Origin of the sequence: Agromyces allii, from assembly GCF_009749385.1 — a bacterium.
Lineage (GTDB): Bacteria > Actinomycetota > Actinomycetes > Actinomycetales > Microbacteriaceae > Agromyces > Agromyces allii.
On the sequence record NZ_WBIN01000013.1, the window covers coordinates 77,496 to 101,062 of the forward strand.

General features: G+C 72.2%; 18 protein-coding genes. 6 read left to right on the forward strand and 12 right to left on the reverse strand.

All coding sequences use genetic code 11. The features are described from left to right. Nucleotides 1-66 precede the first annotated feature (66 nt). Nucleotides 67-867, reverse strand: a complete 801-nt coding sequence (locus tag GQR16_RS16465) for an SDR family oxidoreductase (RefSeq protein WP_157416247.1) — start codon at nucleotides 865-867, stop codon at nucleotides 67-69. Nucleotides 868-971: 104 nt separating this feature from the next. Continuing rightward, entirely contained in the window at nucleotides 972-3,248 is a 2,277-nt protein-coding gene (locus tag GQR16_RS16470) for an ATP-binding cassette domain-containing protein (RefSeq protein WP_157416248.1), read from the reverse strand. 52 nt (nucleotides 3,249-3,300) lie between these two features. On the opposite strand from GQR16_RS16470, the gene GQR16_RS16475 reads away from it, so the two are divergent. Beyond that, entirely contained in the window at nucleotides 3,301-4,899 is a 1,599-nt protein-coding gene (locus tag GQR16_RS16475; protein WP_157416249.1) for a molybdopterin-dependent oxidoreductase, read from the forward strand. A gap of 111 nt (nucleotides 4,900-5,010) precedes the next feature. On the opposite strand, the gene GQR16_RS16480 is transcribed toward GQR16_RS16475, so the two are convergent. The 4 genes from GQR16_RS16480 to GQR16_RS16495 all read right to left on the reverse strand — a co-directional run bounded on the left by GQR16_RS16480 (nucleotide 5,011) and on the right by GQR16_RS16495 (nucleotide 9,949). Continuing rightward, a complete protein-coding gene (locus tag GQR16_RS16480; RefSeq protein WP_246200894.1) occupies nucleotides 5,011-5,289 on the reverse strand; it encodes a GIY-YIG nuclease family protein in 279 nt (92 codons plus the stop codon). Nucleotides 5,290-5,541: 252 nt separating this feature from the next. Further along, a complete protein-coding gene (locus GQR16_RS16485; protein WP_157416250.1) occupies nucleotides 5,542-7,329 on the reverse strand; it encodes an amidase in 1,788 nt (595 codons plus the stop codon). After that, nucleotides 7,326-8,366, reverse strand: coding sequence for an agmatine deiminase family protein (locus GQR16_RS16490; RefSeq protein ID WP_157416251.1), 1,041 nt, complete (start codon nucleotides 8,364-8,366; stop codon nucleotides 7,326-7,328). The genes GQR16_RS16485 and GQR16_RS16490 overlap by 4 nt, the downstream gene beginning before the upstream one ends. Further along, nucleotides 8,363-9,949: a purine-cytosine permease family protein gene (locus tag GQR16_RS16495; RefSeq protein WP_157416252.1), complete on the reverse strand. Its 1,587-nt coding sequence runs from the start codon at nucleotides 9,947-9,949 to the stop codon at nucleotides 8,363-8,365. The genes GQR16_RS16490 and GQR16_RS16495 overlap by 4 nt, the downstream gene beginning before the upstream one ends. Nucleotides 9,950-10,055: 106 nt before the next feature. On the opposite strand from GQR16_RS16495, the gene GQR16_RS16500 reads away from it, so the two are divergent. Together GQR16_RS16500 and GQR16_RS16505 are read left to right on the forward strand one after the other, a co-directional pair. Then, entirely contained in the window at nucleotides 10,056-10,694 is a 639-nt protein-coding gene (locus tag GQR16_RS16500; protein WP_157416253.1) for a TetR/AcrR family transcriptional regulator, read from the forward strand. Nucleotides 10,695-10,793: 99 nt separating this feature from the next. After that, nucleotides 10,794-14,414 (forward strand): TM0106 family RecB-like putative nuclease, encoded by a 3,621-nt coding sequence (locus tag GQR16_RS16505; protein WP_157416254.1) that lies wholly within the window; start codon nucleotides 10,794-10,796, stop codon nucleotides 14,412-14,414. Nucleotides 14,415-14,468: 54 nt separating this feature from the next. Here the strand turns inward: GQR16_RS16505 and GQR16_RS16510 are convergent, their stop codons facing one another. Then, nucleotides 14,469-14,897 (reverse strand): YdeI/OmpD-associated family protein, encoded by a 429-nt coding sequence (locus GQR16_RS16510; RefSeq protein WP_157416255.1) that lies wholly within the window; start codon nucleotides 14,895-14,897, stop codon nucleotides 14,469-14,471. A 186-nt stretch (nucleotides 14,898-15,083) separates the two neighbouring features. Here GQR16_RS16510 and GQR16_RS16515 point away from each other — a divergent pair, with 186 nt between their 5' ends. Continuing rightward, nucleotides 15,084-15,359 carry a glutaredoxin family protein gene (locus GQR16_RS16515; protein ID WP_157416256.1) on the forward strand — a complete coding sequence of 92 codons (276 nt, stop codon included), beginning with the start codon at nucleotides 15,084-15,086 and terminating at the stop codon, nucleotides 15,357-15,359. A 65-nt stretch (nucleotides 15,360-15,424) separates the two neighbouring features. Here GQR16_RS16515 and GQR16_RS16520 read toward each other — a convergent pair whose 3' ends face one another. Together GQR16_RS16520 and GQR16_RS16525 are read right to left on the reverse strand one after the other, a co-directional pair. Then, nucleotides 15,425-16,312 (reverse strand): hypothetical protein, encoded by an 888-nt coding sequence (locus tag GQR16_RS16520; protein ID WP_157416257.1) that lies wholly within the window; start codon nucleotides 16,310-16,312, stop codon nucleotides 15,425-15,427. Between the two features lie 73 nt (nucleotides 16,313-16,385). Continuing rightward, nucleotides 16,386-17,387 carry an LLM class F420-dependent oxidoreductase gene (locus tag GQR16_RS16525; protein WP_157416258.1) on the reverse strand — a complete coding sequence of 334 codons (1,002 nt, stop codon included), beginning with the start codon at nucleotides 17,385-17,387 and terminating at the stop codon, nucleotides 16,386-16,388. Between the two features lie 163 nt (nucleotides 17,388-17,550). Here GQR16_RS16525 and GQR16_RS16530 point away from each other — a divergent pair, with 163 nt between their 5' ends. After that, the gene (locus GQR16_RS16530; RefSeq protein WP_157416260.1) at nucleotides 17,551-17,943 is read left to right on the forward strand and encodes a hypothetical protein; all 393 of its coding nucleotides are present in this window, start codon (nucleotides 17,551-17,553) and stop codon (nucleotides 17,941-17,943) included. A 7-nt stretch (nucleotides 17,944-17,950) separates the two neighbouring features. On the opposite strand, the gene GQR16_RS16535 is transcribed toward GQR16_RS16530, so the two are convergent. From GQR16_RS16535 to GQR16_RS16545, 3 genes are all read right to left on the reverse strand, one after another. Then, nucleotides 17,951-19,129 carry a baeRF3 domain-containing protein gene (locus tag GQR16_RS16535; protein WP_157416261.1) on the reverse strand — a complete coding sequence of 393 codons (1,179 nt, stop codon included), beginning with the start codon at nucleotides 19,127-19,129 and terminating at the stop codon, nucleotides 17,951-17,953. A 149-nt stretch (nucleotides 19,130-19,278) separates the two neighbouring features. Then, nucleotides 19,279-20,622 (reverse strand): DUF4407 domain-containing protein, encoded by a 1,344-nt coding sequence (locus tag GQR16_RS16540; protein ID WP_157416262.1) that lies wholly within the window; start codon nucleotides 20,620-20,622, stop codon nucleotides 19,279-19,281. A 109-nt stretch (nucleotides 20,623-20,731) separates the two neighbouring features. Continuing rightward, nucleotides 20,732-22,189 (reverse strand): FAD-binding oxidoreductase, encoded by a 1,458-nt coding sequence (locus tag GQR16_RS16545; RefSeq protein WP_246200895.1) that lies wholly within the window; start codon nucleotides 22,187-22,189, stop codon nucleotides 20,732-20,734. Nucleotides 22,190-22,428: 239 nt separating this feature from the next. Between GQR16_RS16545 and GQR16_RS16550 the strand changes: the two genes are divergently transcribed. Beyond that, entirely contained in the window at nucleotides 22,429-23,487 is a 1,059-nt protein-coding gene (locus GQR16_RS16550) for an LLM class flavin-dependent oxidoreductase (protein ID WP_157416263.1), read from the forward strand. Nucleotides 23,488-23,567: the final 80 nt, after the last annotated feature.

The following is a 23,567-nucleotide window of genomic DNA, read 5'->3' on the forward strand; positions in this document are numbered from 1 at the left end:
GACGCCGGGACCGCCTCGAGAGGTCGGCGCCGGCGTCGGTTCGGAACGGCGTCGGTTTCGAACCGGTCAGCCGCGGTCGAGCGCGCTCCAGATGTCGTCGCCGCGAAGCGTCGCATCGGCACCGCCGTCGACGTAGATCGTCTGGCCGGTGACGTGCGTGTTCTCCTCGCTCGTGAGCCAGGCGAGCAGTCGCGCGATGACGACCGCGTCGGAGTGGCCGTTGAGCGGCATCGGCACCGCCGCGTCGACCATCGCGCGCCCCTCCTCGGTTGCGAGGAGCGGCGCGGTCATGGGCGTGACGACCGTGCCCGGGGCCACGGCGTTCACGGGGATGCCGGCTCCCGCATAGCGCGGCGCGATCGACTCGCGGCGCACCCACCGGCTGAGCGCGCGCTTCGACGAGGGGTAGTTGAGGTAGCCGGTCTCGGGCCCCTGCTCGGCGAGGGCCGCACCGATCTCGAGGGCCTTCGCCTCGTCGCCGGCCAGCAGCGCCTCGACGAGCTCGGTCGAGTTCGGCTGCAGGCTCGCCATCGAACTCACGACGGCGATGCGCGGCGCGTCGGAGGCCGCGAGGGTCGGCGCCAGCGCGTCGAGGAACTCGGTGACGCCGAAGTAGTTCACGGCCACGGTCAACGGGATCGGCGCCGAGATTCCGGCCGCCGCGATGACGGCGTCGACGACGCCGCCCGAGGCCGCGACGACGGCGGCCGCTGCGGCCGACCGTCCGTCGGCGGTGGACAGGTCTGCGGTGATGTCGGCGCCCTTGAGGTCGACGCCGATGACCCGGTGGCCGCGGTCGGAGAGGAGTGCCGCGGCGGCTGCTCCGATGCCCGATCCGGCCCCGGTGATGACATACGTTCTGCTCATGTCATCGACGCTACGCCGATGATCCAGGCCCCCGCTCGAAGAGCAGACCGACCTGATTTCAAGCTGTGAATCGGGGCTGGGCCGTGCCGGCTCGGGCCGCCCGATCAGGCCCCGACGTACGCCGCGAGGTGCGTCGCCGTGAGCGTCGTCGCGTCGGTCTTCGCCGAGGCGACGAGATCGGCGGGCGTGCCCTCGAACACGATGCGGCCGCCGTCGCGCCCGGCGCCCGGGCCGAGGTCGATGATCCAGTCGGCGTGCGCCATGACGGCCTGGTGGTGCTCGATGACGATGACCGAGTTGCCGTCGGCGACGAGACGGTCGAGCAGCGCGAGCAGGCGATCGACGTCGGCCAGGTGCAGGCCGCTGGTCGGCTCGTCGAGCACGTAGATCGTGCCCTTCTTCGCCATGTTGATGGCGAGCTTCAGGCGCTGCCGCTCGCCGCCCGAGAGGGTGTTGAGCGCCTGCCCGAGACCGAGGTAGCCGAGGCCGACGTCGGAGAGCCGCTGCAGGATCACCCGGGCGGTCTTGTCGGTCAGGTACTCGAGTGCCGCGTCGACCGAGAGCGCGAGCACCTCGGCGATGTTGAGCCCGTTGAGGCGGTACTCGAGCACCTCGGCGGTGAACCGCTTGCCGCCGCACTCTTCGCAGACGCTCGAGACGGTCGACATGGGGCCGAGTTCGACGAACACCAGGCCGATGCCCTTGCAGTTCGGGCATGCGCCCGCGGAGTTCGCGCTGAAGAGGGCCGGCTTCACGCCGTTCTCCTTCGCGAACGCCTTGCGGATGGTGTCGAGAAGACCGGTGTACGTCGCGGGGTTCGATCGGATCGACCCGCGGATCGGCGACTGGTCGACCACCACGACCTGCTCGTGCCGCGGAACGTTGCCGTGGATCAGCGAGGACTTGCCGGAGCCGGCGACACCCGTGACGACCGTGAGCACGCCGAGCGGGATGTCGACGTCGACCCCGGTCAGGTTGTGCTGCGTCGCCCCGCGGATCTCGAGGGCGCCCTTCGCCGCTCGCACGGTGTCGCGCAGTCGCGCACGGTGGTCGAGGTGGCGGCCGGTGAGCGTCTCGGAGGCGCGCAGCCCGTCGAGGTCGCCCTCGAAGCAGATCTGGCCGCCGTGCGAGCCGGCGCCCGGGCCGAGGTCGACGATGTGGTCGGCGATCTCGATGACCTCGGGCTTGTGCTCGACGACGAGCACGGTGTTGCCCTTGTCGCGCAGCTGGAGCAGCAGTCGGTTCATGCGCTGGATGTCGTGGGGGTGCAGGCCGACGGTCGGCTCGTCGAAGACGTAGGTGACGTCGGTGAGGGCCGAGCCGATGTGCCGGATCATCTTCACGCGCTGCGCCTCGCCGCCCGAGAGCGTGCCGGCCGGGCGGTCGAGGCTGAGGTAGCCGAGGCCGATCTCGACGAACGACTCGACGTTCTGGCGGAGGTTCGCGATGAGCGGGGCGACGCTCGGGTCGTCGATCTCGGCGGCCCAGGCGGCGAGGTCGGAGATCTGCATCGACGAGGCCTCGGCGATGTTGATGCCGTTGACCTTCGAGGCGAGCGCCTCCTGGTTGAGGCGAGCGCCGCCGCATTCGGGGCAGGTCGTGAACGTGAAGGCCCGGTCGACGAACGCGCGGATGTGCGGCTGCAGCGAGTCGCGGTCTTTGGAGCCCATGCTCTTCTGGAGCTTGAGCACGAGGCCGTCGTAGGTCATGTTGATGCCCTGCACCTTGACCTTGGTCGGCTCCTTGTAGAGGAAGTCGTGCAGCTCGGCCTCGGTGTAGTCGCGGATCTTCTTGTCGGGGTCGAGGAACCCGCCCTCGGAGTAGATGCGCACCATCCAGCCGTCGGCCGTGTAGCCGGGGATCGTGATGGCGCCCTCGGCGAGCGACTTGTCGCGATCGAACAGCGCGTCGAGGTCGAGGTCGTTGACCTGGCCGACGCCCTCGCATCGCGGGCACATGCCGGCGGGCACGTTGAAGCTGAAGTGGAAGCTCGGGCCGACGTACGGGTCGCCGAGGCGCGAGAACAGGATGCGCAGCAGCGCGTACACATCGGTGGCCGTGCCGACGGTCGACCGGGAGTTCGCGCCCATGCGCTCCTGGTCGACGATGATCGCCGCCGAGACGTTGCGCAGGCTGTCGACCTCCGGCCGCGGCTGCGTGGTCATGAACGACTGGATGAACGTGGAGTACGTCTCGTTGATGAGGCGCTGCGACTCGGCCGCGATGGTGCCGAACACGAGGCTCGACTTGCCCGAGCCCGAGACGCCGGTGAACACGCTGAGCCTGCGCTTCGGGATGTCGAGCGAGATGCCCTTGAGGTTGTTCTCGTGGGCGCCGCGCACCTCGATGAGATCGTGGGCGTCTGCCGTGTGCTCGCTCATGGGATCCGATTCTGACAGGCGCAACCGACATCCGCGCGCGTAGCCTGAGGAGATGGCCGATCGCCGCACCACCTCGTCGCGTTGGTGGCTGCCCGCGGGCGCGGGCGTGGCCTCCGTCATCGTCTTCGCCGGGGTGGGCGAACTCGCCGCGGCGCTGCTCGCGTCGGCATCGAGTCCGTTCGCCGTGGTCGGTTCGCTGCTCATCGATCTCGCGCCGCCGTGGGCGAAGGATGCCGCGATCGCGCTGTTCGGCACGAACGACAAGGCCGCGCTGCTGGTCGGCATCGGTCTCGTGCTGCTCGTCGTGGCCGCGGGTGCCGGGGTCCTCGAGGCGCGGAGGCCGCCGTGGGGCCAGGTGGTCTTCTGGGTGTTCGGGGGCGTCGGCGTGCTCGCCGCGGTCACGCGCGCGAACGCCTCGATGCTGGCGTTCGCACCCGCGGCGCTCGCGGCGATCGCCGGGGTCGTGACGCTGCGGCTCCTCACGCAACGCCTCCCGGGTGCGGATGTCGAGCCGGCCGTCGCCGGTCCACCGCACGCCGCAAGCGGCGACGACGACGAGCGAGCGGATGCCGCGGGCACGGCCGCGATCGACCGCCGCCGGTTCCTCGGCTGGGCGGGCGGTGCCGCCGCGATCGGCGCACTCGCCGCCATGGGCGGTTACGCGCTGCAGGCCGGATCCCGCGCGGTCACGGCGGTGCGCCAGGCGATCCGGTTACCCGATCCGGTGTCATCGGCGTCGATTCCGGCTGGGGCGGAACTCGACCTCGACGGTCTCTCGCCGTACGTGACGCCGAACGCGCAGTTCTATCGCATCGACACGGCGCTCGCGGTGCCGGCCGTCGAGCCGGCGAACTGGAGCCTGCGCATCCACGGCGACGTCGAGCAGGAGGTCGTGCTGACGTGGGACGAGCTGCTCGCCCTGCCCCTGGAGGAGTCCGTGACGACGCTGGCGTGCGTGTCGAACGAAGTCGGCGGCGGCCTCATCGGCAATGCGGTGTGGCTCGGCTACCCGATCCGCGAACTGCTCGCGACGGCCGTTCCGAGTGCGGATGCCGACATGGTGCTCTCGCGCAGCATCGACGGGTTCACGGCCTCGACGCCGCTCGAGGTGCTGCAGGACGACCGGAACGCGATCCTCGCGGTGGGCATGAACGGCGAGCCGTTGCCCGCCGAGCACGGGTTCCCGGTGCGCATGGTCGTGCCGGGGCTCTACGGCTACGTCTCGGCGACGAAGTGGGTGACCGAGCTCGAGGTGACCCGGTTCGACGCGGCATCCGCGTATTGGACCGACCGCGGCTGGAGCGAGCGCGGTCCGATCAAGCTGCAGTCCCGCATCGACGTGCCCCGTCAGGGCCAGGGCCTCTCGGCCGGTCCGGTGGTCGTCGCCGGCGTCGCCTGGCACCAGCATGTGGGCGTCGCGGCGGTCGACGTGCAGGTCGACGACGGTCCGTGGCAACCTGCAGCCCTCGCCACGGCCGTCTCGGACGACACCTGGGTGCAGTGGAGTTTCGACTGGGACGCGACCTCCGGCTCGCACACCCTGCGCGTGCGCGCGACGGGCGCCGACGGCGAGGTGCAGACCTCGAAGCGCCAGGGCGTCGTGCCCGACGGCGCCACGGGCCTGCACTCGCGCGACGTGAACGTCGGCTGAGGCGCCCGGGGCGGCGACGCGTCTCGAAACCGGGCAGGGGTTTCGAGACGCGTCCGACTCCGTCGGGCGCTCCTCGACCGGCGGGGCGCTCCTCAACGGGCGGGGCGCTCCTCAACCGGCGGAGCGCGTTTCGCGTCGGCGACGTCTCGCCGAAAGCCGCGGAAGTTCGCTCATGCGACCTTCGACGAGTGCTCGGCGCTTGGCGCGGCTCCACCCCTGCACCCGCTTCTCCATGGCGTACGCCTCGTCGATCCGTTCGAACTCTTGGCTGTAGACGAGACGCACCGGCAATCGCCGCCGGGTATAGAACGCACCTTCTCCACGACGATGCTGAGCGACTCTCCGTTGAGGTCGAGCGTGCTGCCGACGTAGGTCGTGCCGTCGGCGCATTCCAGGAGGTAGACATGCGGCATTCCACGAGGATGACCTGCACCGGCGGGCGCCCCACGCCTCGGGCCGGAGTCGTGAGCGGATCCATGCCGGCGGCGTCTGTGGAGGAACGCTGGTTGAGGAGCGCCGGCGCGGAGCGGCGACGCGTCTCGAAACCGGGCAGGGGTTTCGAGACGCGTCCGACTCCGTCGGGCGCTCCTCAACCAGCGGGGCAACCGGCGCCCGGGGCGGGTGCCCGGGCGCCTCAGGCGGTCACGGCAGGCGCGGGGTGCGCGGCGGCTCGCTGCGGCGCGCGCCGGTCGCCTCGAAGGCGGCGGCCAGGCGCAGCAGCGCCGTGTCGTCGTAGGCGCGGCCGGCGAACGTGAGCCCGACCGGCATCCCGATGTCGGACATCGTGCCCATGGGCACCGTGACCGTCGGGATGCCGAGGTGCCGCGGCACGAGGTTGCCGTTCGCGACCCAGACGCCGTTGCGCCAGCCGAGGTCGGCCGAGGCCTCGTTCACGTCCATGTCGGCGGGGCCGACGTCGGCGGAGGCCGGGAAGATCACGGCGTCGAGGCCGAGCCCGTCCATCCACGCCTCGAGATCGATGCGACGCGTCTCCTCGAGTCCGCGCAGGCCCTCCTCGAGCTCGGGCATGTCGTCGAACGTCGCCTCGGGGTGCTCGCGCACCCAGGTCGGGTAGGTCACGACGTCGTCCTCGAAGCCGAAGTACCGGTCGGGCAGCGTGCCCTCGGGCTGCGGGAAGATGCGTTCGCCGTCGACGCCCGCGAGCGAGTCGAGGGCGGGGTCGCCGTTCGCGGCCAGGAAGTCGTTCCACGACCAGGCCGAGAGATCCACGATCTCGCGGCGCAGGTACTCGGGCGAGACGAGTCCGCGCGTCGCGATGGTCGGGGCGCCCACGCGATCGCCCTCGTAGTTCGACACGACCGGGAAGTCGACCTCGACGACCTCGGCGCCCGCGGCCTCGAGGTCGCGGCGTGCGGCCTCCCACAGGTCGATGACCGAGGCGCGGGTCTCGATGCGCTGTCCGGTCGATCCGCCGATGCCGGGCTCGCGACCCGGCTCCGCCGTCCCCGCCTCGGGGTCGGCGTTGACGTACATGCGCGGGATGCCGAAGCGGCGACCGGCGAGCACGGCACGCGCGGCGTCGAGACGGGCGCCCGCGGCATCCGTCGCTCCCGCGGCATCCGTCACCGCGAGCCCGACGTAGGAGTCGGGGCGCACGTCGGAGGCCTTCGGGATCTCGACCCACGGCTGCACGCGCCAGAAGTCGCCACGTGTGTCCGCATCGTCGACGACGATGACGTCGAGCACCTCGAGCAGGTCGGCGATGGTGCGCGTGTGCGGCACGACGACGTCCATCGTGGGCACGAGGGGCCAGTTGCCGCGCACCGAGATGACGCCGCGCGAGGGCGTGTACGCGCAGAGGGCGTTGTTCGACGCGGGCGCTCGGCCGCTCGACCAGGTCTCCTCGCCGAGCCCGAAGGCGGCGAACGAGGCGGCCGTCGCGGTTCCGGAGCCGTTCGACGAGCCCGAGCCGAACGCGGCCGTCAGGAAGTCGGCGTTGTACGGGCTCTCGGCACGTCCGTAGACGCCGCGCTGCATGCCGCCGTTCGCCATCGGCGGCATGTTCGTCAGGCCGATGAGCACCGCGCCGGCGCCGCGGAGGCGCTCGATCGTGAACGCGTCGCGCTGCGCGACGAGATGCTCGAACGCCGGGGAACCGGCTGCGGCCGTCAGTCCCTTCGCGAGGTAGCTGTCCTTCGCGGTGTACGGGATGCCGTCGAGCGGGCCGAGCGCCTCGCCGCGCGACCGGCGAACGTCGGAGGCGACGGCGTCGGCGCGGGCGTCGGGGTTCGCGACCACGAGCGCGTTCAGCGCCGTGTCCGTGCCCGCGGCGTCGTAGGCCGCGATGCGCGCGAGGTACGCGTCGAGCAGCTCGACCGAGGTGACGAGGCCCGACTCGAGCGCGGCGCGCAGCTCGGCGATCGTCGCCTCGACGACGTCGAACCCCGAGGCGCCGGAACCGCCGGTCATCGGGCGCTCGGCAGCGACGGCTGCTGCTGGGTGATGCAGTGGATCCCACCGCCGCGCGCGAACAGCGGTCGTGCATCGACCGTCACGGCCTTGCGGCCCGGGTAGGCCGCCTCGAGGACGTCGCGCGCCGCGGCATCCGCCCGGTCGTCGCCGAAGCCGCACGCGATGACGCCGCCGTTCACGACGAGGTGGTTCACGTAGCTCCAGTCGACGAAGCCCTCGTCGTCGCGGATCGCGGCGGGTGCGGGCAGGTCGAGGATCTCGAACGTGCGGCCCGCGGCATCCGTCTCCTGCGAGAGCCGTGCGCGCAGGTCGCGCGTCACCTCGAAGTCGGGGTGCTCGGTCGAGTCCTGGCGGTGCAGGAGCATGCGACCGGGCGAGGCGAGGGTCGCGACGATGTCGACGTGCCCGCTCGTGCCGAAGTCGTCGTAGTCGCGCGTGAGGCCGCGGGGAAGCCAGACGGCCTTCGTCGCGCCGATGGTGCGGGCCATCTCGGCCTCCACACGTGCGCGGTCGGCGTAGGGGTTGCGTCGCGGGTCGAGCTGCACGGTCTCGGTGAGCAGCACGGTGCCCTCGCCGTCGACGTGGATGCCGCCGCCCTCGTTCACGAGCACGGAGCTCACGAGCTCGGCGCCGACGAGCTCGGCGATGATGCGGGCGTGCTCGGCCGACTTGCGCCACTCCGACCACTCGTGGTCGCCCCAGCCGTTGAAGATCCAGTCGACCGCGCCGAGCACGCCGGGGCGCTCGTCGTCGACCACGAAGGTCGGGCCGTGGTCGCGCATCCAGTACTCGTCGACGGGCGCCTCGACCTGGGTGACGCCGCTGCCGAGCAGTTGCGCGGCGCGCTCGCGCTCGGTCGGGTCGACGAGCATCGTCACGGGCTCGAACTCGGCGACCGCGTGCGCGACGGCGGTCCACGCCGTGTAGGCCTCCTCGTGGTCGGCGGCCGACTCGCCGAGCGTGGTCCCGGCGGTCGGGAACGCCATCCAGGTGCGGTCGTGCGGTGCGGTCTCAGCGGGCATGCGCCAGGTCATGCGTGGGCTCCTTCGGTTCGGTCGGATGCCGCGGCATCCGTTTCGATGATCGCAGCGGATGCCGCGGCCGGGCGCTTCGCCGGGTCGCGATAGGGGTTCGTGGTCAGCCAGAGCACGGCGTACAGGCCGCCGGCGAGGAGCGGGCCGACGATCGCGGAGAGGTCGGCACCGCCGAGCGCGGTCGCGATCGGGCCGACGTAGAGCGTCGTGTTGGCCGAGAGCACGGCGACCGTCATCGCGCCGACGACGGCGATCACGCCCGGCCAGAAGACACCGCCGCGGTACCAGAACGGGCTGCCGCGGCGCTCGTCGGTGAGGGCGAGGCCGTCGTACCGGTTGCGGCGCAGCACGATGTCGACCGCGTACACGGCGACGAGCGGTCCGAGCACCGTGACGGCCAGCTCGAGCGAGGAGTTCAGCGCGTCGAGGAAGCTCGGGGCGATGAAGAGCAGCCAGGCGGCAGCGGCGGTCGCGGCGAGACCCGTCACGACGACGGTGAGGGCTCGCGGCATCCGGAACCCGAGGCCCTGCGCGTAGAGGCCCGTGGAGTAGGCGACGAGCACGTTGTTCGTGATGCTCGAGAGCACGATCATCGCGAGGAAGACGGGCGTGAACCAGCCGGGCACGATCTCGGAGATCGTCAGCTGCGGGTCGGTCATGTCGATCGCGGTGCCCGCGACGACGCCGAGCGTGCCGATGAAGATGGCCGGGATGAAGCCGCCGAGCGCGGTCCAGACCGCGACCTTCGTCTTCGAGACGTCGCTCGGCAGGTAACGCGCGTAGTCGGCGCCGGTGCCCCACGAGAGCGGGCTCGACGCGACGATCGCGAAGCCGAGGAGCAGCATCGCCCAGTGCTCGCCCGGCTCGAGCGGAGCGGGCGCGTACGTGAAGTCAGCCGCTCCGAACACGAAGACGGCGAGCACGATGAAGACCACGGCGAGCGCGGCCGAGAAGTACGGGGCGAGCTTGAGGATCGTCGCGTGGCCGTAGATGCCGATCACGAAGCTCAACGCGGCGACGACCACGAGCACGCCCCACTCGGCACCCGCGGGCAGCACGATGCCGATCTGGGCGACCAGCGCGAGGGCCGCGAGCGTCGCGAACGCGATGTTGATGATCTCGTAGAAGATGCCGATGGCCACGCCGAGTCCGGCGCCGAAGACGCGACTGCCGCGGATGCCGAACATGGCGCGCATGATCGCGACGCTCGGGGTGCCGGAGGCCGGGCCGCTGATCGCGAGCAGGCCTACGGCCGCCCACCAGAGGTTGCCGAGCACCGTGACGGCCAGCGCCTCCCAGAGCGGGAGGCCGAGCAGCATGAGCACGCCGCCGATGACGAAGTAGAGGTAGATGACGTTGGCCGACATCCAGACCCAGAACAGCTCGCGGGGCTTGCCGTGCCGCTCGGACTCGGGGATGAAGTCGGCGCCGTGCGTCTCGACGTGGCCGGCGCGGTCGGCGGCGGGCGTGGTCGTGGCGGCGTGCTGCGCTGCGCCGGCTGCGTCGGGCGCGGCCCCGGGCGTGGCGAGCTGAGGGTGCGGCGTCGTTGCGGCATCCGGGGTCGCGGTGGTGGTGTTGCTCATCGTTGAGGACTCTCGGCTGGTCGATCTCTCGACAGGATCGGGGACTCGATCTACTATTGATCAATCGATCAATAAGTTGCAGCGACGCTACCGACACGAGGTCACCATGTCAAGACCGGTCCGCAAGAAGGCCGCCCGCAAGACCCCGGCAGAACGATCGGCCGAGATCACGGATGCCGCGCGCGACGTCGCCCTCGAGCAGGGCCTGTACGCGGTCACCCTGCGCAGCGTGGCCGCACGCATCGACGTGGCCCCCGCGCTCGTCGCGCACTACGAGCCGAACATGGACGCCCTGATCGCGAGCACCTTCGGCACCGTCGTCGCCACCGAGCTCGCCGAGGTCGCCGCGCTGCTCGCGCCGTTGCCGACGCCACGGGAGCGGCTCGCGCAGTTGCTCGACACCCTCCTCGACGGCACGCGCGCCGACGTCACCGTGATCTGGGTCGAGGCCTGGGCCATGGGTCGTCGCAACGAGGCGCTCGCACAGCGCGTGCGCGACGAGATGGACGACTGGCACGCCTTCCTGCTCGGCATCGTCGAGTCCGGCGTCGCGGCCGGCGAGTTCGAGACCGACGACGCGGCATCCGTCGCCTGGCAGCTGCTCGGCATGATCGACGGGCTGAACGCGCACGCGCTCGTGCGCTGGGCCGACTCGAGCTCCGACCTCGGCGATCGCGGGGCGCGCCTCGGGCAGGCGGTCGAGGGCATGCTGGGCATCGCACGGGGGGCGCTCACCGGGCCCTAGCCCGCGAACGCGGCAGGCTTCCGCGCCTCGAGCCGACCCGGTCGATGTCGGATGCCGCGGCTAACGTTGAGCCACGGCAGCACGGTCGGAGGGAGCCCGATGTACTTCGTCGACGGCACGGTGGTCACGAGCGCGAGCGACCTCAAGAAGGCGTCGGAATGCGAGTTCGCGTTCCTGCGCGCCCTCGACGCCAAGCTCGGCCGCATCGAGCCCGTGCCCGACCCCGAAGACGCCATGCTCGAGCGCTCGGGCCGCATGGGCGACGCCCACGAAGAACGCGTGCTCGACCGGTATCGCGAGCAGTTCGGCGCGGGCGTCGTCGAGATCGAGCGGCCATCGGTGCGCGACGCGGCCGCGGTGGCCGCCGCCGTCGAGGCCACGAACGCCGCATTCGCCGCCGGGGCGCCCGTCGTGTTCCAGGCGACCTTCGCCGACGACGGCTTCATCGGGTTCGCCGACTTCATCGTGCGGCAGCCCGACGGCCGCTACCTCGTGCAGGACAGCAAGCTCGCGCGCCGCGCGAAGGTCACGGCGCTGCTGCAGCTGGCCGCCTACGCCGAGCAGCTCGACCGCATCGACGTGCCTCGAGCCGACACCGTCGAGCTGCTGCTCGGCGACGGCACCACGAGCACGCACCGCCTCGACGACATCGCGCCCGTCTACCGCCTGCGCCGGGAGCGCCTCGAGCGCATCATCGCCGAGCGCCTGGCCGACACCGGTCCGGTCGCCTGGGGCGATGCCCGCTACGGGCTCGACGGGCGCTGCGCCACGTGCGACCTCGAGGTGCAGGCTCACCGCGACGTGCTGCTCGTCGCCGGACTGCGCGTGACCCAGCGAACGCCGCTCGCCGAGGCCGGCATCACGACGATCGACGAGCTCGCGGCATCCGACGCCCCGGTGCCGGGCGTGCTCGACGCGACCCTCGCGAACCTCCGCCTGCAGGCGCGACTGCAGCTCCAGGCCGAGGCTGCGCTCACGGCTGCGACCGCGCTCGTCGAGTCCGGCGCGGGCACGCGCTCCCCCGACGACCCGCCGCTGCCGCCGCCCGTCGACGTGCGCGACCCGTCGGCGCTCGCGGCGATCCCAGAGCCCGATGCGGGCGACCTCTTCTTCGACTTCGAGGGCGATCCGCTCTACACCGAGGGGCCGGCGAAGGAGTGGGGCATCGACTACCTCTTCGGCATGGTCGACGTCGACGAGGCGTTCACGCCGCTCTGGGCGCACAGCTTCGCCGAGGAGAAGGTCGCGCTCGAGCGCTTCCTCGACCTCGTCGCCGCACGCCGTGCCGCGCACCCGAACCTGCACATCTACCACTACGCCAACTACGAGAAGGCGCACCTGCTCTCGATCGCGGCGCGTCACGGCGTGCGCGAGGCCGAGGTCGACCAGTTGCTCGCCGACGGCGTGTTCGTCGACCTCTACCCGATCGTCAAGCGCGCCGTGCGCGTGGGCAGCCGGTCGTACTCGATCAAGAAGCTCGAGCCGCTCTACATGGGCACCGAGTTGCGCGAGGCCGAGGTGAAGTCGGGCGGCGACTCGATCCTCGAGTACGTGCGGGCGCGTCAGCTCGCCGCGACGGGCTCCGCCGTCGATCCCGACACCGGGCTCCCGGGCGAGGCTGCGGGGCAGCTCGTGCTCGACGACCTCGCCGACTACAACCGCTACGACTGCGTGTCGACGCTGCGCCTGCGCGACTGGCTGCTCGGCCTCGCCCGCGCCGCCGGCGTGCCGTCGGTGCCCGAGTCGCAGCTCGTCGAGGCGGCGAAGGCCGAGGGCCGGGTCTACGAGCCCTCGCCGGTCGCACTGCACCTCCAGCAGCTCGCCGGCCCCCGCGACGACCCTGCGCGCGACGCCGACCACACGGCGCTCGCGCTCGCGGCGGCGGCCATCGACTACCACGACCGCGAGGCGAAGAGCTTCTGGTGGGCGCACTTCTTCCGCCTCGAGCAGCCGCTCGAGGCATGGGAGGAGCAGCGCGACGTGCTCGTCGTCGACCCCTCGGCATCCACCGTCGTGCAGCCCTGGTTCCGTGAAGAGGGGCAGCAGGTCGACCGGCGGCACGTGCTCCTGCGCGGGCGCATCGCGCCCGGCTCGCGGTTCTCGGTCGGCGGCGGCGTGTTCGTGCTCTACGACGCGCCTGCGCCGTTCGCGCGCCGCGCCGTCGTCCGGCCCGGGGCGCGCACGCCGAGCCCCGTGCAGATCGTCGAGGTGCTCGACGACGGCGTCGTCGTCGAGGAGCGCGCGGTCGCCGGCGAGATGTGGTCGGGGCTGCCCGTGGCGGTCGTGCCCGGGGCGCCGCCGCACGCCGGCCGGCAGAAGGGCGCGATCGCCGGGTGGGCCGAGCAGGTCGCCCGAACCTGGCCGCGATGGCCTCGGAACCCGGCCGTCGACATCCTGCGCCGTGCGGCTCCGCGAACGCGCGACGGGCTCGGACTCGGCGCGAGCGCGACGCTCGCCGCCCACCACGACTACGTCGCCGCAGTCACCGCCGGGCTGCAACAGCTCGACGACTCGTACCTCGCCGTGCAGGGTCCTCCCGGCACGGGCAAGACCTACGTCGCCTCCCACGTGATCGCGACGCTCGTCTCGCAGCACGCCTGGAAGGTCGGGGTCGTCGCCCAGTCGCACGCCGTCGTCGAGAACGTGCTCGACGCCACGATCCGGGCGGGGCTCGCACCCGACCTCGTCGGCAAGGCGCCCAAAGACGAGTCCGCCCCGGGCGACCACGAGTACACGCTTCTCGACAAGAAGCGCAACGGCCTCGCGCAGTTCGCCGAGGCCCACGCCACGACCGGTTTCGTCGTCGGCGGCACCGCCTGGGACTTCGCCAACGACGACCGCGTGCCGCGCGGCTCGCTCGACCTGCTCGTGATCGACGAGGCCGGCCAGTTCTCGCTCGCCTCGACCATCGCCGCCTCGGTCTCAGCCCGGAACCTGCTGCTGCTCGGCGACCCCCAGCAGCTGCCGCAGGTGAGCCAGGGCATCCACCTCGAGCCCGTCGACACGTCGGCCCTCGGCTGGATCGCCGACGGCCACGACGTGCTGCCCGCCGAGTTCGGCTTCTTCCTCGCCGAGAGCCGCCGCATGCACCCCGCCGTCGCCGCGCCCGTTTCGCGCCTCTCGTACGAGGGCGAACTGCACTCGCACGAGGTCGCCTCGACGCGTTCGCTCGACGGCGTGCACCCCGGGCTCGTGCCCGTGCCGATCGAGCACGAGGGCAACACGGTCGCGTCCGCCGAAGAGGCCGACGCCGTCGTCGAGCACGTCGAGCGGCTGCTCGGGCTCGCCTGGGTCGATCCGACCGATCCCGATGCCGCGGGCGGGCGCCCGCTCGAACAACGCGACGTCATCGTGGTCACGCCCTACAACGCGCAACTCACGCTCGTTCGGCGTGCGCTCGACGACGCCGGGCTCACCGACGTCCCGGTGGGCACGGTCGACAAGTTCCAGGGCCAGGAGGCCGCGGTCGCGATCGTCTCGCTCGCCGCGTCGAGTGCGACCTCCGCGCCGCGCGGCGTCGAATTCCTGCTGCTGAAGAACCGGCTCAACGTCGCGATCTCGCGCGCGAAGTGGGCGGCGTACCTGCTCTACTCCCCCGGGCTCCTCGAGGCGCTGCCGCACACCCCAGCGGGCGTCGCGCAGCTCAGCGCGTTCGTGCGACTCGTGGGCGCCGATCGGCCGCGCGTCGGGCACGACTCGGAGCTGCGCCCCGTGGCGTGACGTGCGTCGCCCACTGCGCGTCGCCGGGCGTGCGAGGCGGGGCGGCCCGTGTCGTCAGCCGAGCTTGGCGATGATCGCGTCGATCCGACGCTGTCGGGTGTCGTCGGCCTTGGCCGACTCGACGCTCGTCACATGCGCCTTGCGCGCGCTCGGCGACAGCGCGTCGAACGCATCGCGAGCCCCCGCCGTCGCGAGCGCTGCCGCGAGATCCGCGGGAACCTCGACGGTGCGCGGCGTCGTGTCGACCTCGAGGTCGACCACGATCGCGTCGCCGCCCCCGATTCCCGTCGCGGCACGCTTGTCGGAACTGAACGAGATCATGTACCGCCCGCCCATCACGGCGACCGTGCTGCGGTACTCGTAGCCGTTCACCATCACGACCACCGGCGGCTTGCGCCCGGCTCCGAGCGCCTCGATCACCTCGGGCGGCACCTCGATGCCCGTGTTGTTGCCCGTCTGGGACATCGTCGTCTCGAATCGCATGCGGCGAGTCTGCCACCGGGCTCGCCTCCACGCACCCCGTTGCGCCCTGCGTCGCGGTCTGCAACCGAGCCGAGGGCGTCGGGCGCCTCGCGCCGGCCCGCGGCATCCGTCATGGCGAGCGCGCCTCGGCGGGCGCGGCATCCGATGCTGGGAATACCCCTCAGCCGCGGAACGTAGATTCTCTGTATGACCTCCCCCTCCTCTGACCTGAACCCTGCCCGCATCACGATGTACGGCGCCGAGTGGTGCATCGACTGCCGCCGCTCGAAGGCCCTCCTCGACGGCCGCGGCGTCGACTACGACTACGTCGACCTCGAGGTCGAGATCGACGGCGCCGACCGCGCCAAGGCCATCTCGGGTCGCACGCAGATCCCCGTGGTCGTGTTCCCCGACGGCACCCACTTCACCGAGCCGACCGACGCCGAGCTCGCCGCGAAGCTCGACGAGGCCATCGCGGCGTAACCTCCGGCATCGCGGAGCAGACCCCGCCGGCCGACGAGGCGCTGTCGCCTCCGGCCTGCGGGGTCTCAGCCGTTCAGCCGGTCGCCGTCCCAGCTGAGGTCGGCGCCCTCGGGAATCTCCTCGACCTCGAGCCCGGGTGCCGCGAGCAGGTCGGCCACGACATCGGCGCTGCCCGCCACGATCGTGGAGTCGTAGTCGACCTCGCCGACGAGCACCCAGGCGCGGTCCTCGGGCCACACGAGGCTCGGCGTCACCGGCCAGGAGTCGCGCACCCACGGTGCGCGCTCGGGCCACGACTCGTCGGCCAGTTCGCGGATGCCGGCGTCGAACAGCACGTGCGAGCGCGCCGGAAGCTCCAGCCTCGGGCCGGCGTCGACCTCGGGTCCGAGCGGCGGCGACTCGAGGAACGCAGCCTCGTCGACCTCGGACTCGAGCTCATCGTCGGCGTAGAACGTGATGCGCGAGATGCCGTCGTTCGAGAAGAGGCCGCCGTGCCCCTCCCAGACGGCGGCCTGGCCGACATCGGGCGTCGACGTGTGGCGGGCGAGCACCACCGCGATCTCGGCGAGCATCTGCGCCGACACGCCGCCCGACAACGGCTCGCCGTAGCGCCAGCCGTCGGGTCCGGGTATGCCGTTCCACCGGCCGTCCTCGCCGCTCGCCCGCGCGATCGAGTGCCACTGCACGAGCGGATGCCACGTGACGCCGAGGTCGTGGGCGAGCGAGCGCCAGGTCGTCGGGCGCTGCTCCCACCCGCCCGGCCAGAACTCGGGGTCACGACGCAGCTCGTCCCACGTGGCGCCCACCGGACGCCGGCCCTCGAGCGGATGGAAGATGCGCGCATACGCGGCGAATCCGCGCGGCACGACCGAGTGCATGGTCGCCGTCAGCGATCCTCGGTCGAGTCGTTCCGCGATCCACGCGCCTCGCGCGACCTCCGGCTGCCATCGCATCGGTCTCCCCTCCCGCCGAGTTCCAGTGCACCACGCCGAGCGGGCCGCCGCCAGAGCGGCGGCCCGCGCCGGACTAGTCGGCGAGCGCCGGGATGACCTCTGCCGCGAACAGGTCGAGCCCGCTGCGGTCGTAGGCGATCTCGGGGAAGTAGTGGATCGCGTACGACATGCCGCGGTCGCGGCGATCCTCGAGCTTGGCGACGACCTCGCCCACGGTGCCGACGAGTGACTCGTCGGAGTGGAACCCGGCGAGGTACCGCGCCGTGCCGGCCGCCCCCAGGTACGGCGCGACGCGCGCCTCGATCGCGGCGAGGCGACGCTCGACGTCGGCGGCATCCGCGCCGACGACGGTGTTGAAGTTGGACGAGCGCACGATCGAGTCGAAGTCGCGTCCGAGGGCATCGGTGTGCCCGCGCAGGATCTCGCTCTTCTGGCTGAACACCTCGGGCCCGCCGTTGAAGTTCGTGTAGCTCGCGTACTTCGCGGCGATCTTCAGCGTGACCTTCTCGCCGCCGCCGGCGATCCACATCGGGATGCCGCCGGCCTGCAGCGGCTTCGGCTGCACGACGGCGTCGGTGATCTGCCAGAACTCGCCGTCGAGGGTCGCACGCCCGGTGGTCCAGGCCTGGTGCATGACCTCGACGCCCTCGCGAAGCGCGCGCAGCCGGGTGGGCGCGTCGGGGAACCCGTACCCGTAGGCGAGCCACTCGTGCTCGTACCAGCCGGCACCGATGCCCATCTCGGTGCGTCCGCCCGAGATGAGGTCGACGGTCGCGGCGACCTTCGCGAGGTAGGCGGGGTTGCGGTAGGCGACGCATGTGCACATCTGGCCGAGGCGCACGCGCGAGGTCGAGGCGGCGAACGCGGCCATGAGGGTCCAGGCCTCGTGCGTGGCCTCGGTCTCGCTCGGCACGGGCACGGTGTGGAAGTGGTCGTAGACCCAGATCGACTCCCAACCGGAGTCGGGCGCGTCGGCGTACGCGGCGAGGTCGTGCATGGTCTGCCAGTGCTCGGCCGGGTCGATGTCGACGAGGTCGTGGCGCCAGCCCTGAGGGATGAACATTCCGAAACGCATGCTCGCCAGCCTAGGCGTCGGGCCCGGTCGGGCAGTGGAGGGCGTCCGGATGCCGCGGCGGCCCCTCGCACGTCGGAGCCGCGTACCGGCGGGTCGCCGCGGCATCCGCATCTCAGCGCTGTCCCTGATGCCGGGCTCTCGGCGCGTGCGTATCGTGCCCGGGATGAGCGACCTTCACTGCGAATTCTCCCCGGAGGACTTCACCGCGACCGCCTTCACGAGCTCGGTCGGACGCGTGATCCGCGTCACGGGCTTCGGCCTCTGCCCCTCTGCGGGGTGGGAGCTCTCCCTCGTCTCGACGAACCCCGGCGTCGTGCCGCACCCCGGCAGCCTGTGGCTCGAGCTGCGCGAGCGCGCGCCGAAGGGTCGCGGGCGCGTGCTCGTCGACACGGGCGTCGAGGCGATCATCGAGGACGATCGGGCGACCGAGATCGTCGTGCGCTTCTCGTGGCGCGAGCCGTTCGCGATCCCGGTGGTCGAGTTCGACCGGTTCGGTGATGCGGTGCGGTCGGATGCCGCGGCGCAGCCCGCCGCGGCATCCGCCACCGGATTCTGACCCGCGCTCAGGCGAGCGCGAACCGCAGTTCGGCCACGGCGGGTTCGTTCCAGCCCTCGCCGAGGTCGTCGCCGCGCACGGTGACGACCTTGCCGCCCTTGGAGATCACGAGCAGCGCCAGTTGGGGCAGGAGGTCGCCGGCGGGGGTTCCGTCGGCGAGCGCGTCACCCGCGCCGTTTCCGCTCGCGAACTCGACGGCGCCCGTCTCACGGTCGAGCGTGCCGTTGACCGAGGTCGTGAAGTCGAACCACAGCGTCTCGACCGCACCGTCTGCCGCGAGCCGCGCGATCGCCGCAAGGTCGCGTTCGACGCGCCCCGCGGTTCCCTCGGCGAGGGTGTCGAGTGCCTCGGATGCCTCGGAGACGTTGAGCCGCGAGAGCTGTTCGCGCAGCGCGGCGTCGATCTCGGAGGCCCCGAGCCGGTCGGGGGAGCCGGGCACGCCGACGATGCGGCGGCCGTTGCGCGAACGGTCGAGGAACGCGCTCAGCAACGGCTCGGCGGCGAACACGAAGAGCGGAACGCGCCCGTCGGGGTCGACCGCCGCGAGCTCGTGCTTGGTCGCGTCGGCGATTCGCTTGGCGTAGATGTCGAGCAGCTTCTTGCCGCGCTCGTCGCCGACCTCGCCGCGGTCGCCGTGCTGGCCGCCGCGCGGGCTGTTCTCGTTGGGTTCGCGATTGGTCGCCGCGTCGAGGTTCGCCGGATGCGACGGGTCGGTCTCGAGGTGCGTCGCGCGAGCGGTGGGCGTGGCGTGCCAGAGCGCCCACTCGTTCGAGGAGAGGGTCAGCGCGTACGCCTCCTGATCCTGGCTCGGTGCGCGCAGCAGCTGGCCGAGCGTGAAGTGCGAGCCGACGTGCCAGGCGTCGTCGAGTCGGTTCGGCAGCACGAACACCTCGGTGAACCCGGGGGCGACGAAGATCGCGAGCGACCGCGAGAGCCCGCCCCAGAGGGCGAAGTCGCCCAGCACGCCGTCGCGTTCGCGTCGGAGGGCATCGAGTTCGGATGCCGCGGCCCCGCCCTGCTTGACCACGTCGATCGCGTGGTCGAACGCGCTCTTGACCGAGACCTCGGCCCGTTCGCGTTCGTTCACCACCGGCGAGGTCGATGCGTAGATCGTGATGGCCGGATGGTGCGGACCGGCCAGTGCTGCGAAATCGGCGCCGGTGGGCAGCTCGTGATGGACCGTCATTCGTTTCCTCCCCCGTGGAACAGATGCGACGACAGCGTCGCAGACCCCCAGCCTATGAAGGGGCGGGGCTGCGCGACACCCCCAAGCAGGGAACGTTCAGCCGCGTGACGGCGCAGTTCGGTGACACGGCCGGGTTGCGCGCGGCCGGGTCACGGCGCGGCCGCCAACGGAGCCCCGTCGGCGTCCTGCTCCCACTCGCGCACGGCACGCGCGGCGATGAACGGCGCCCGCTGCTCGGCCCACTCGTCGACGGCGGCGAGTTCGGCCTCCTCCTGCCTGGCGACGAACGCGTCGGCGACGCGTCGGCCCGACTCCCGGCGGAGGCCCGCGCGGTACTCGGCGACGTCGAGTCTCGGCGCCGACTCGTCGCGCGCGCTGCGGAGCCGCTCGGCCGCCCGTTCGCGTTCGGCGGCCACGATGGTGTCGTCGGTGATCTGGGCGACCTCGTCGTAGGCGGTCGGCGCCATGAGGTTCTGCAGGGTCTTCGTGAGCACGGGCATGAGCTCGATGCACACGAAGAGCAGCGCGATCATGAGATGCGCGAAGCCGAGCATGCCGTTGCGCTCGCCGATGCGCCAGAGCGCGTCGAGGCGCGCGAGCATGCCGGTGCTCTGATCGGCCGCCGCGTCGTAGCGGGCGGCCTCGAGGTCGCGGGCCGCGGTCAACCGGTCGAGCTCCGCGCTGTCGGCGGCGAGCGTCTGCTCGGCCTGGGCGACCGCCTCGGCCGAACCGGTCTCGATGCGGGCCTCGGCCTGCGCCTTCGCTTCAGCCTCAGCGGCCTTCGCGGCGTCGAGGGCCGCGAGCTTGCCGTCGCGGTCGAGCTTCTTCGACTGCGTGATGGGGCCGTCGCCCACGATGCCGGTGCCTCCGGTGCCGTCGAGCTCGGCGAGCCAGACGCGGTTCGCCTCGTCGTAGGCCGCCTGCGCGGCGGCGGTCGCGGCCTGGGCGGCGACGTAGTCGGCATCGGCCGCCAGCGCGGCCCGTCCGCCGTCGGCGATGAGCGCTCGCTGTTCGGCGACGCTCTCGGTGAGCGCCGGGATCTCGTCGTAGCGGGGGTCGGCGGCGAGCTCCTCCTCGAACGCCTGCTTCGCCTCCAGCACCATGACCTCTGTCTCGGCGGCGATCTCGCGCTCGAACACCGCGAGCGTGAGCGGGGTCGCAACGACGACGCCGATGACGAGGGCGAGCGCGACGCGCGGCAGTGCGAGCAGCAGGTTGGCGGAGGCACGTTTCTGGCGCGGCATGCCGACGACGAGCATGCGGTCGATCGCGAGGATCACGAGACCCCAGCCGATGCCGACGACCACGGCCACCCAGACCGGCGCGGTGAGGGCCATGACGAGGGCGAACGTGGCTGCTGCGGCCGAGACGGCCGCGGTCGCGATGAGCACGAGGCCCATCGCGAGGTACCGCTGGCGCTGTCCGGGCGCGAGGGCGAGCGCATCGGGTCGCGCGCCGCCGAAGGTCGCAAGTCTGTCGCCGAGCCGGCTCATCGGTCCCCCGATCCGTTCCGGATCGGTCCACCCCGGCCCGTCCGGCTCGACACGTTACTCCGCGCCCGACCGGGTGTCACTCGGGGAAACCCCCGAGTGACCCCCGATCTCAGCGGCGTACGGGGTGGTTCGAGCGGATCAGGCCCGCGGGGTCGACCGCGAGCTTGACCGCACGCAGGCGGTGCACGCGCTCGCCCCAGAGCTGCTCGGCAGACCTGGCGTGCTCGGCGAAGTTCAGGTACTCCACCGGTGCGCGCCACGGCTCGATGCGCGAGAACAGGCGCCCGAGCGAGGCCACGAGCGCGTCGCCGAGGCCGGGCATCGGGATGCCGCCGGCGAACACGAGGTACTGCGCGTCGAAGCCCGAGACGACCCCGGGCGTCGGCACGCCGTGCTCGGCGGCCAGCGCGAGCGCCGTGTCGGGGTCGAGCGCACCGCCGAGGTGGCGGAGCTCGGCGACGAGCAGGGCGGTGTCGGCACCGGGCCCGACGGCCTCGAGGAACGCGCGCACGGTGGCGGGCGAGAGCTCGGAGAGCATCATGCCGTCGCCGAATCCGGGCGAGGGCTCCGGCGGGTCCATGTGCAGCTGCAGCAGTTCCGCGACGGGCTGGGGGTGCACGGTGTCGAGCTCCGGGGCGTGCGCGCGCAGCGGGGCGAGCAGTTCGTCGGCGCGCTCGGGGCTCTCCTGGCAGACGGCCTCGATGAGCAGCAGCGAGCGTCCGGCGAGGAACGGCGGCAGCTCGGGCACGTCGGGCAGGCGCATGACGCGCGCGGTCGACGTGACGCTGTCGGGCAGCCCGCCCGTCCAGGCGGCCCACGTCTGCAGCACCTCGTCCGCGGCATCCAGAGGCCAGAGCATCATGCCCGCGACCACCTCGGCGATCGGGAAGAGCCGGAACTCGAGCGCCGTGACGACGCCGAAGTCGCCGCCGCCGCCGCGCACCGCCCAGAACAGGTCGGTGTCGTGCTCGGCGTCGACACGGCGCAGCACGCCGTCGGCGGTCACGATCTCGGCCGCGAGCACCTGGTTCGCGGCGAGGCCGTGCGAGCGGGCGAGCCAGCTCACGCCGCCGCCGAGGGTGTAGCCCATGACGCCGACGTCGTGCGACGATCCGGCGAGCGCGGCGAGGCCGTGCGGGGCCGCGGCGGCGACCACGTCGCCCCACTGGGCACCCGGCTGGATGCGGGCGACACGAGCCTCGACGTCGATCTCGACGCCTCGCAGCTCGTGCATGCGCAGCAGCACGACCTCGTCGAAGTCGTCCTGGGCGGCGAGGGGGCCGGCGTTGTGGCCGGTCGACTGGGCGGCGACGCCGAGGCCGGCGGCACCTGCGGCACGCACGGTCGCGACGGCGTCCGATGCGCTCGCGGCGACGACGACCGCGGCCGGGCGCTGGTCGACGGCGAGGTTCCAGGCGGTGCGGTCGGCATCCCAGCGGGGGTCGCCGGGGACGCTCAGTCGTCCCTCGAGGCGGGCGGCGAGGTCGGCGAAGGCCTCCTCGCGGGTGACGAGCTCGGTGGCGACGGAGTCGAGGTCGAGGTCGGCGATGGACATGGGGGTGTTCACGGTGGTTCCTTTCGATGGAGTCGCGCCGCGGGCCCTGGCCCCACTCGGTGAGGCGGACGGCCGCGGGACTTCCCATCGGCACGCACGAACGCAGAACCCATACAACGGCGGCGGGCGGCACCGCGCGCCAGTGGCATCCCTGCGGAATCCTCAGGGTTATCCCGAGACGTTCGTCAGGGCGATGAACGGATGCCGCGGCATCCGGAATACCCGAACGACGCCGCCGGTTGTCGTTGGAGATGTCTGAAACGCTGCGCCTGTCCGTGCTCGATCTCGTTCCCGTGCGGAGCGGCCAGACCAGTGCGGGAGCCGTCGCGGCCTCCGTGGGCCTGGCCAAGCTCGCCGACCGGCTGGGGTACACCCGCTACTGGTTCGCCGAGCACCACAACATGCGCTCGGTCGCCTCGACCACGCCGCCCGTGCTGATCGCCGCGACCGTCGCGCAGACCGAGCGCATCCGCGTCGGGTCGGGCGGCGTCATGCTGCCGAACCACGCGCCGTTCGTCGTCGCCGAGCAGTTCGCCGCGCTCGAGGCCATCGCGCCGGGCCGCATCGACCTCGGCCTCGGTCGCGCGCCGGGCAGCGACCCCGTCATCACGCAGCTGCTGCGCATCTCGGGGCCGACGGCCGACGTCGACCGGTTCCCCGATCACATCGCCGACATCCTGAGCCTCGTCTCGCCCGACGGCGCGACGCTGCGCCTCACGAGCGGGCGCGAGTACGCGATCACGGCGACGCCGAACGCCGCGGGCGTGCCGCTCGTGTGGCTGCTCGGCTCGAGCGACTACTCGGCGAAGCTCGCCGCCTCGCTCGGACTGCCCTACGTCTTCGCGAACCACTTCTCGGGCGAGGGCCTCGAGCGTGCGCTCGAGCTCTACCGCACCGAGTACCAGCCGAGCGAGGCGCATCCGACCCCGCAGACCTTCCTCACCGCCAACGCGTCGGTCGCGCCCACGCACGACGAGGCCCGCGCTCGCGCCCTGCCCCAGTTGCGCGCGATGGCCCGCCTGCACGCGGGCCGCCCGATGCGCGAGCTCGAGACCGTCGAGGAGGCGCAGTCGGCCGCGACCGACTCCGCGGTCGACCAGGTCATCGCCGGCATGGAACGACGCTGGATCATCGGCGAACCGGATGCCGCGGCATCCGAACTGCGCACCCTCGCGACCCGCCACGGCATCGACGAGATCATGGTCTCGCCCATCTCGGGCGCCTTCGCGAGCGAGGCGACGGATGCCGCGCCCGGGCGCGAGCAGACGCTCGCGCTGCTGGCCGGGCAGCTGCTGCCGCCCGTCGACTAGCCGCTCCCGGCGGTCGGGGCGCGGAGCGTCTCGAGGCCAACGGCCGAGCGCATCCGACGGTCGAGGAGCGAAGCGTCCCG

Coding starts and splice junctions, on each gene's coding strand:
- GQR16_RS16525 (WP_157416258.1), bottom strand. CDS start 17,387: ATGCGTTTCGGAATGTTCATCCCTCAGGGCTGGCGCCACGACCTCGTC.
- GQR16_RS16485 (WP_157416250.1), bottom strand. CDS start 7,329: ATGACCGGCGGTTCCGGCGCCTCGGGGTTCGACGTCGTCGAGGCGACG.
- GQR16_RS16495 (WP_157416252.1), bottom strand. CDS start 9,949: ATGAGCAACACCACCACCGCGACCCCGGATGCCGCAACGACGCCGCAC.
- GQR16_RS16550 (WP_157416263.1), top strand. CDS start 22,429: ATGTCTGAAACGCTGCGCCTGTCCGTGCTCGATCTCGTTCCCGTGCGG.
- GQR16_RS16520 (WP_157416257.1), bottom strand. CDS start 16,312: ATGCGATGGCAGCCGGAGGTCGCGCGAGGCGCGTGGATCGCGGAACGA.
- GQR16_RS16470 (WP_157416248.1), bottom strand. CDS start 3,248: ATGAGCGAGCACACGGCAGACGCCCACGATCTCATCGAGGTGCGCGGC.
- GQR16_RS16540 (WP_157416262.1), bottom strand. CDS start 20,622: ATGAGCCGGCTCGGCGACAGACTTGCGACCTTCGGCGGCGCGCGACCC.
- GQR16_RS16475 (WP_157416249.1), top strand. CDS start 3,301: ATGGCCGATCGCCGCACCACCTCGTCGCGTTGGTGGCTGCCCGCGGGC.
- GQR16_RS16530 (WP_157416260.1), top strand. CDS start 17,551: ATGAGCGACCTTCACTGCGAATTCTCCCCGGAGGACTTCACCGCGACC.
- GQR16_RS16490 (WP_157416251.1), bottom strand. CDS start 8,366: ATGACCTGGCGCATGCCCGCTGAGACCGCACCGCACGACCGCACCTGG.
- GQR16_RS16480 (WP_246200894.1), bottom strand. CDS start 5,289: ATGCGCCGACGGCACGACCTACGTCGGCAGCACGCTCGACCTCAACGG.
- GQR16_RS16505 (WP_157416254.1), top strand. CDS start 10,794: ATGTACTTCGTCGACGGCACGGTGGTCACGAGCGCGAGCGACCTCAAG.
- GQR16_RS16465 (WP_157416247.1), bottom strand. CDS start 867: ATGAGCAGAACGTATGTCATCACCGGGGCCGGATCGGGCATCGGAGCA.
- GQR16_RS16510 (WP_157416255.1), bottom strand. CDS start 14,897: ATGCGATTCGAGACGACGATGTCCCAGACGGGCAACAACACGGGCATC.
- GQR16_RS16500 (WP_157416253.1), top strand. CDS start 10,056: ATGTCAAGACCGGTCCGCAAGAAGGCCGCCCGCAAGACCCCGGCAGAA.
- GQR16_RS16535 (WP_157416261.1), bottom strand. CDS start 19,129: ATGACGGTCCATCACGAGCTGCCCACCGGCGCCGATTTCGCAGCACTG.
- GQR16_RS16515 (WP_157416256.1), top strand. CDS start 15,084: ATGACCTCCCCCTCCTCTGACCTGAACCCTGCCCGCATCACGATGTAC.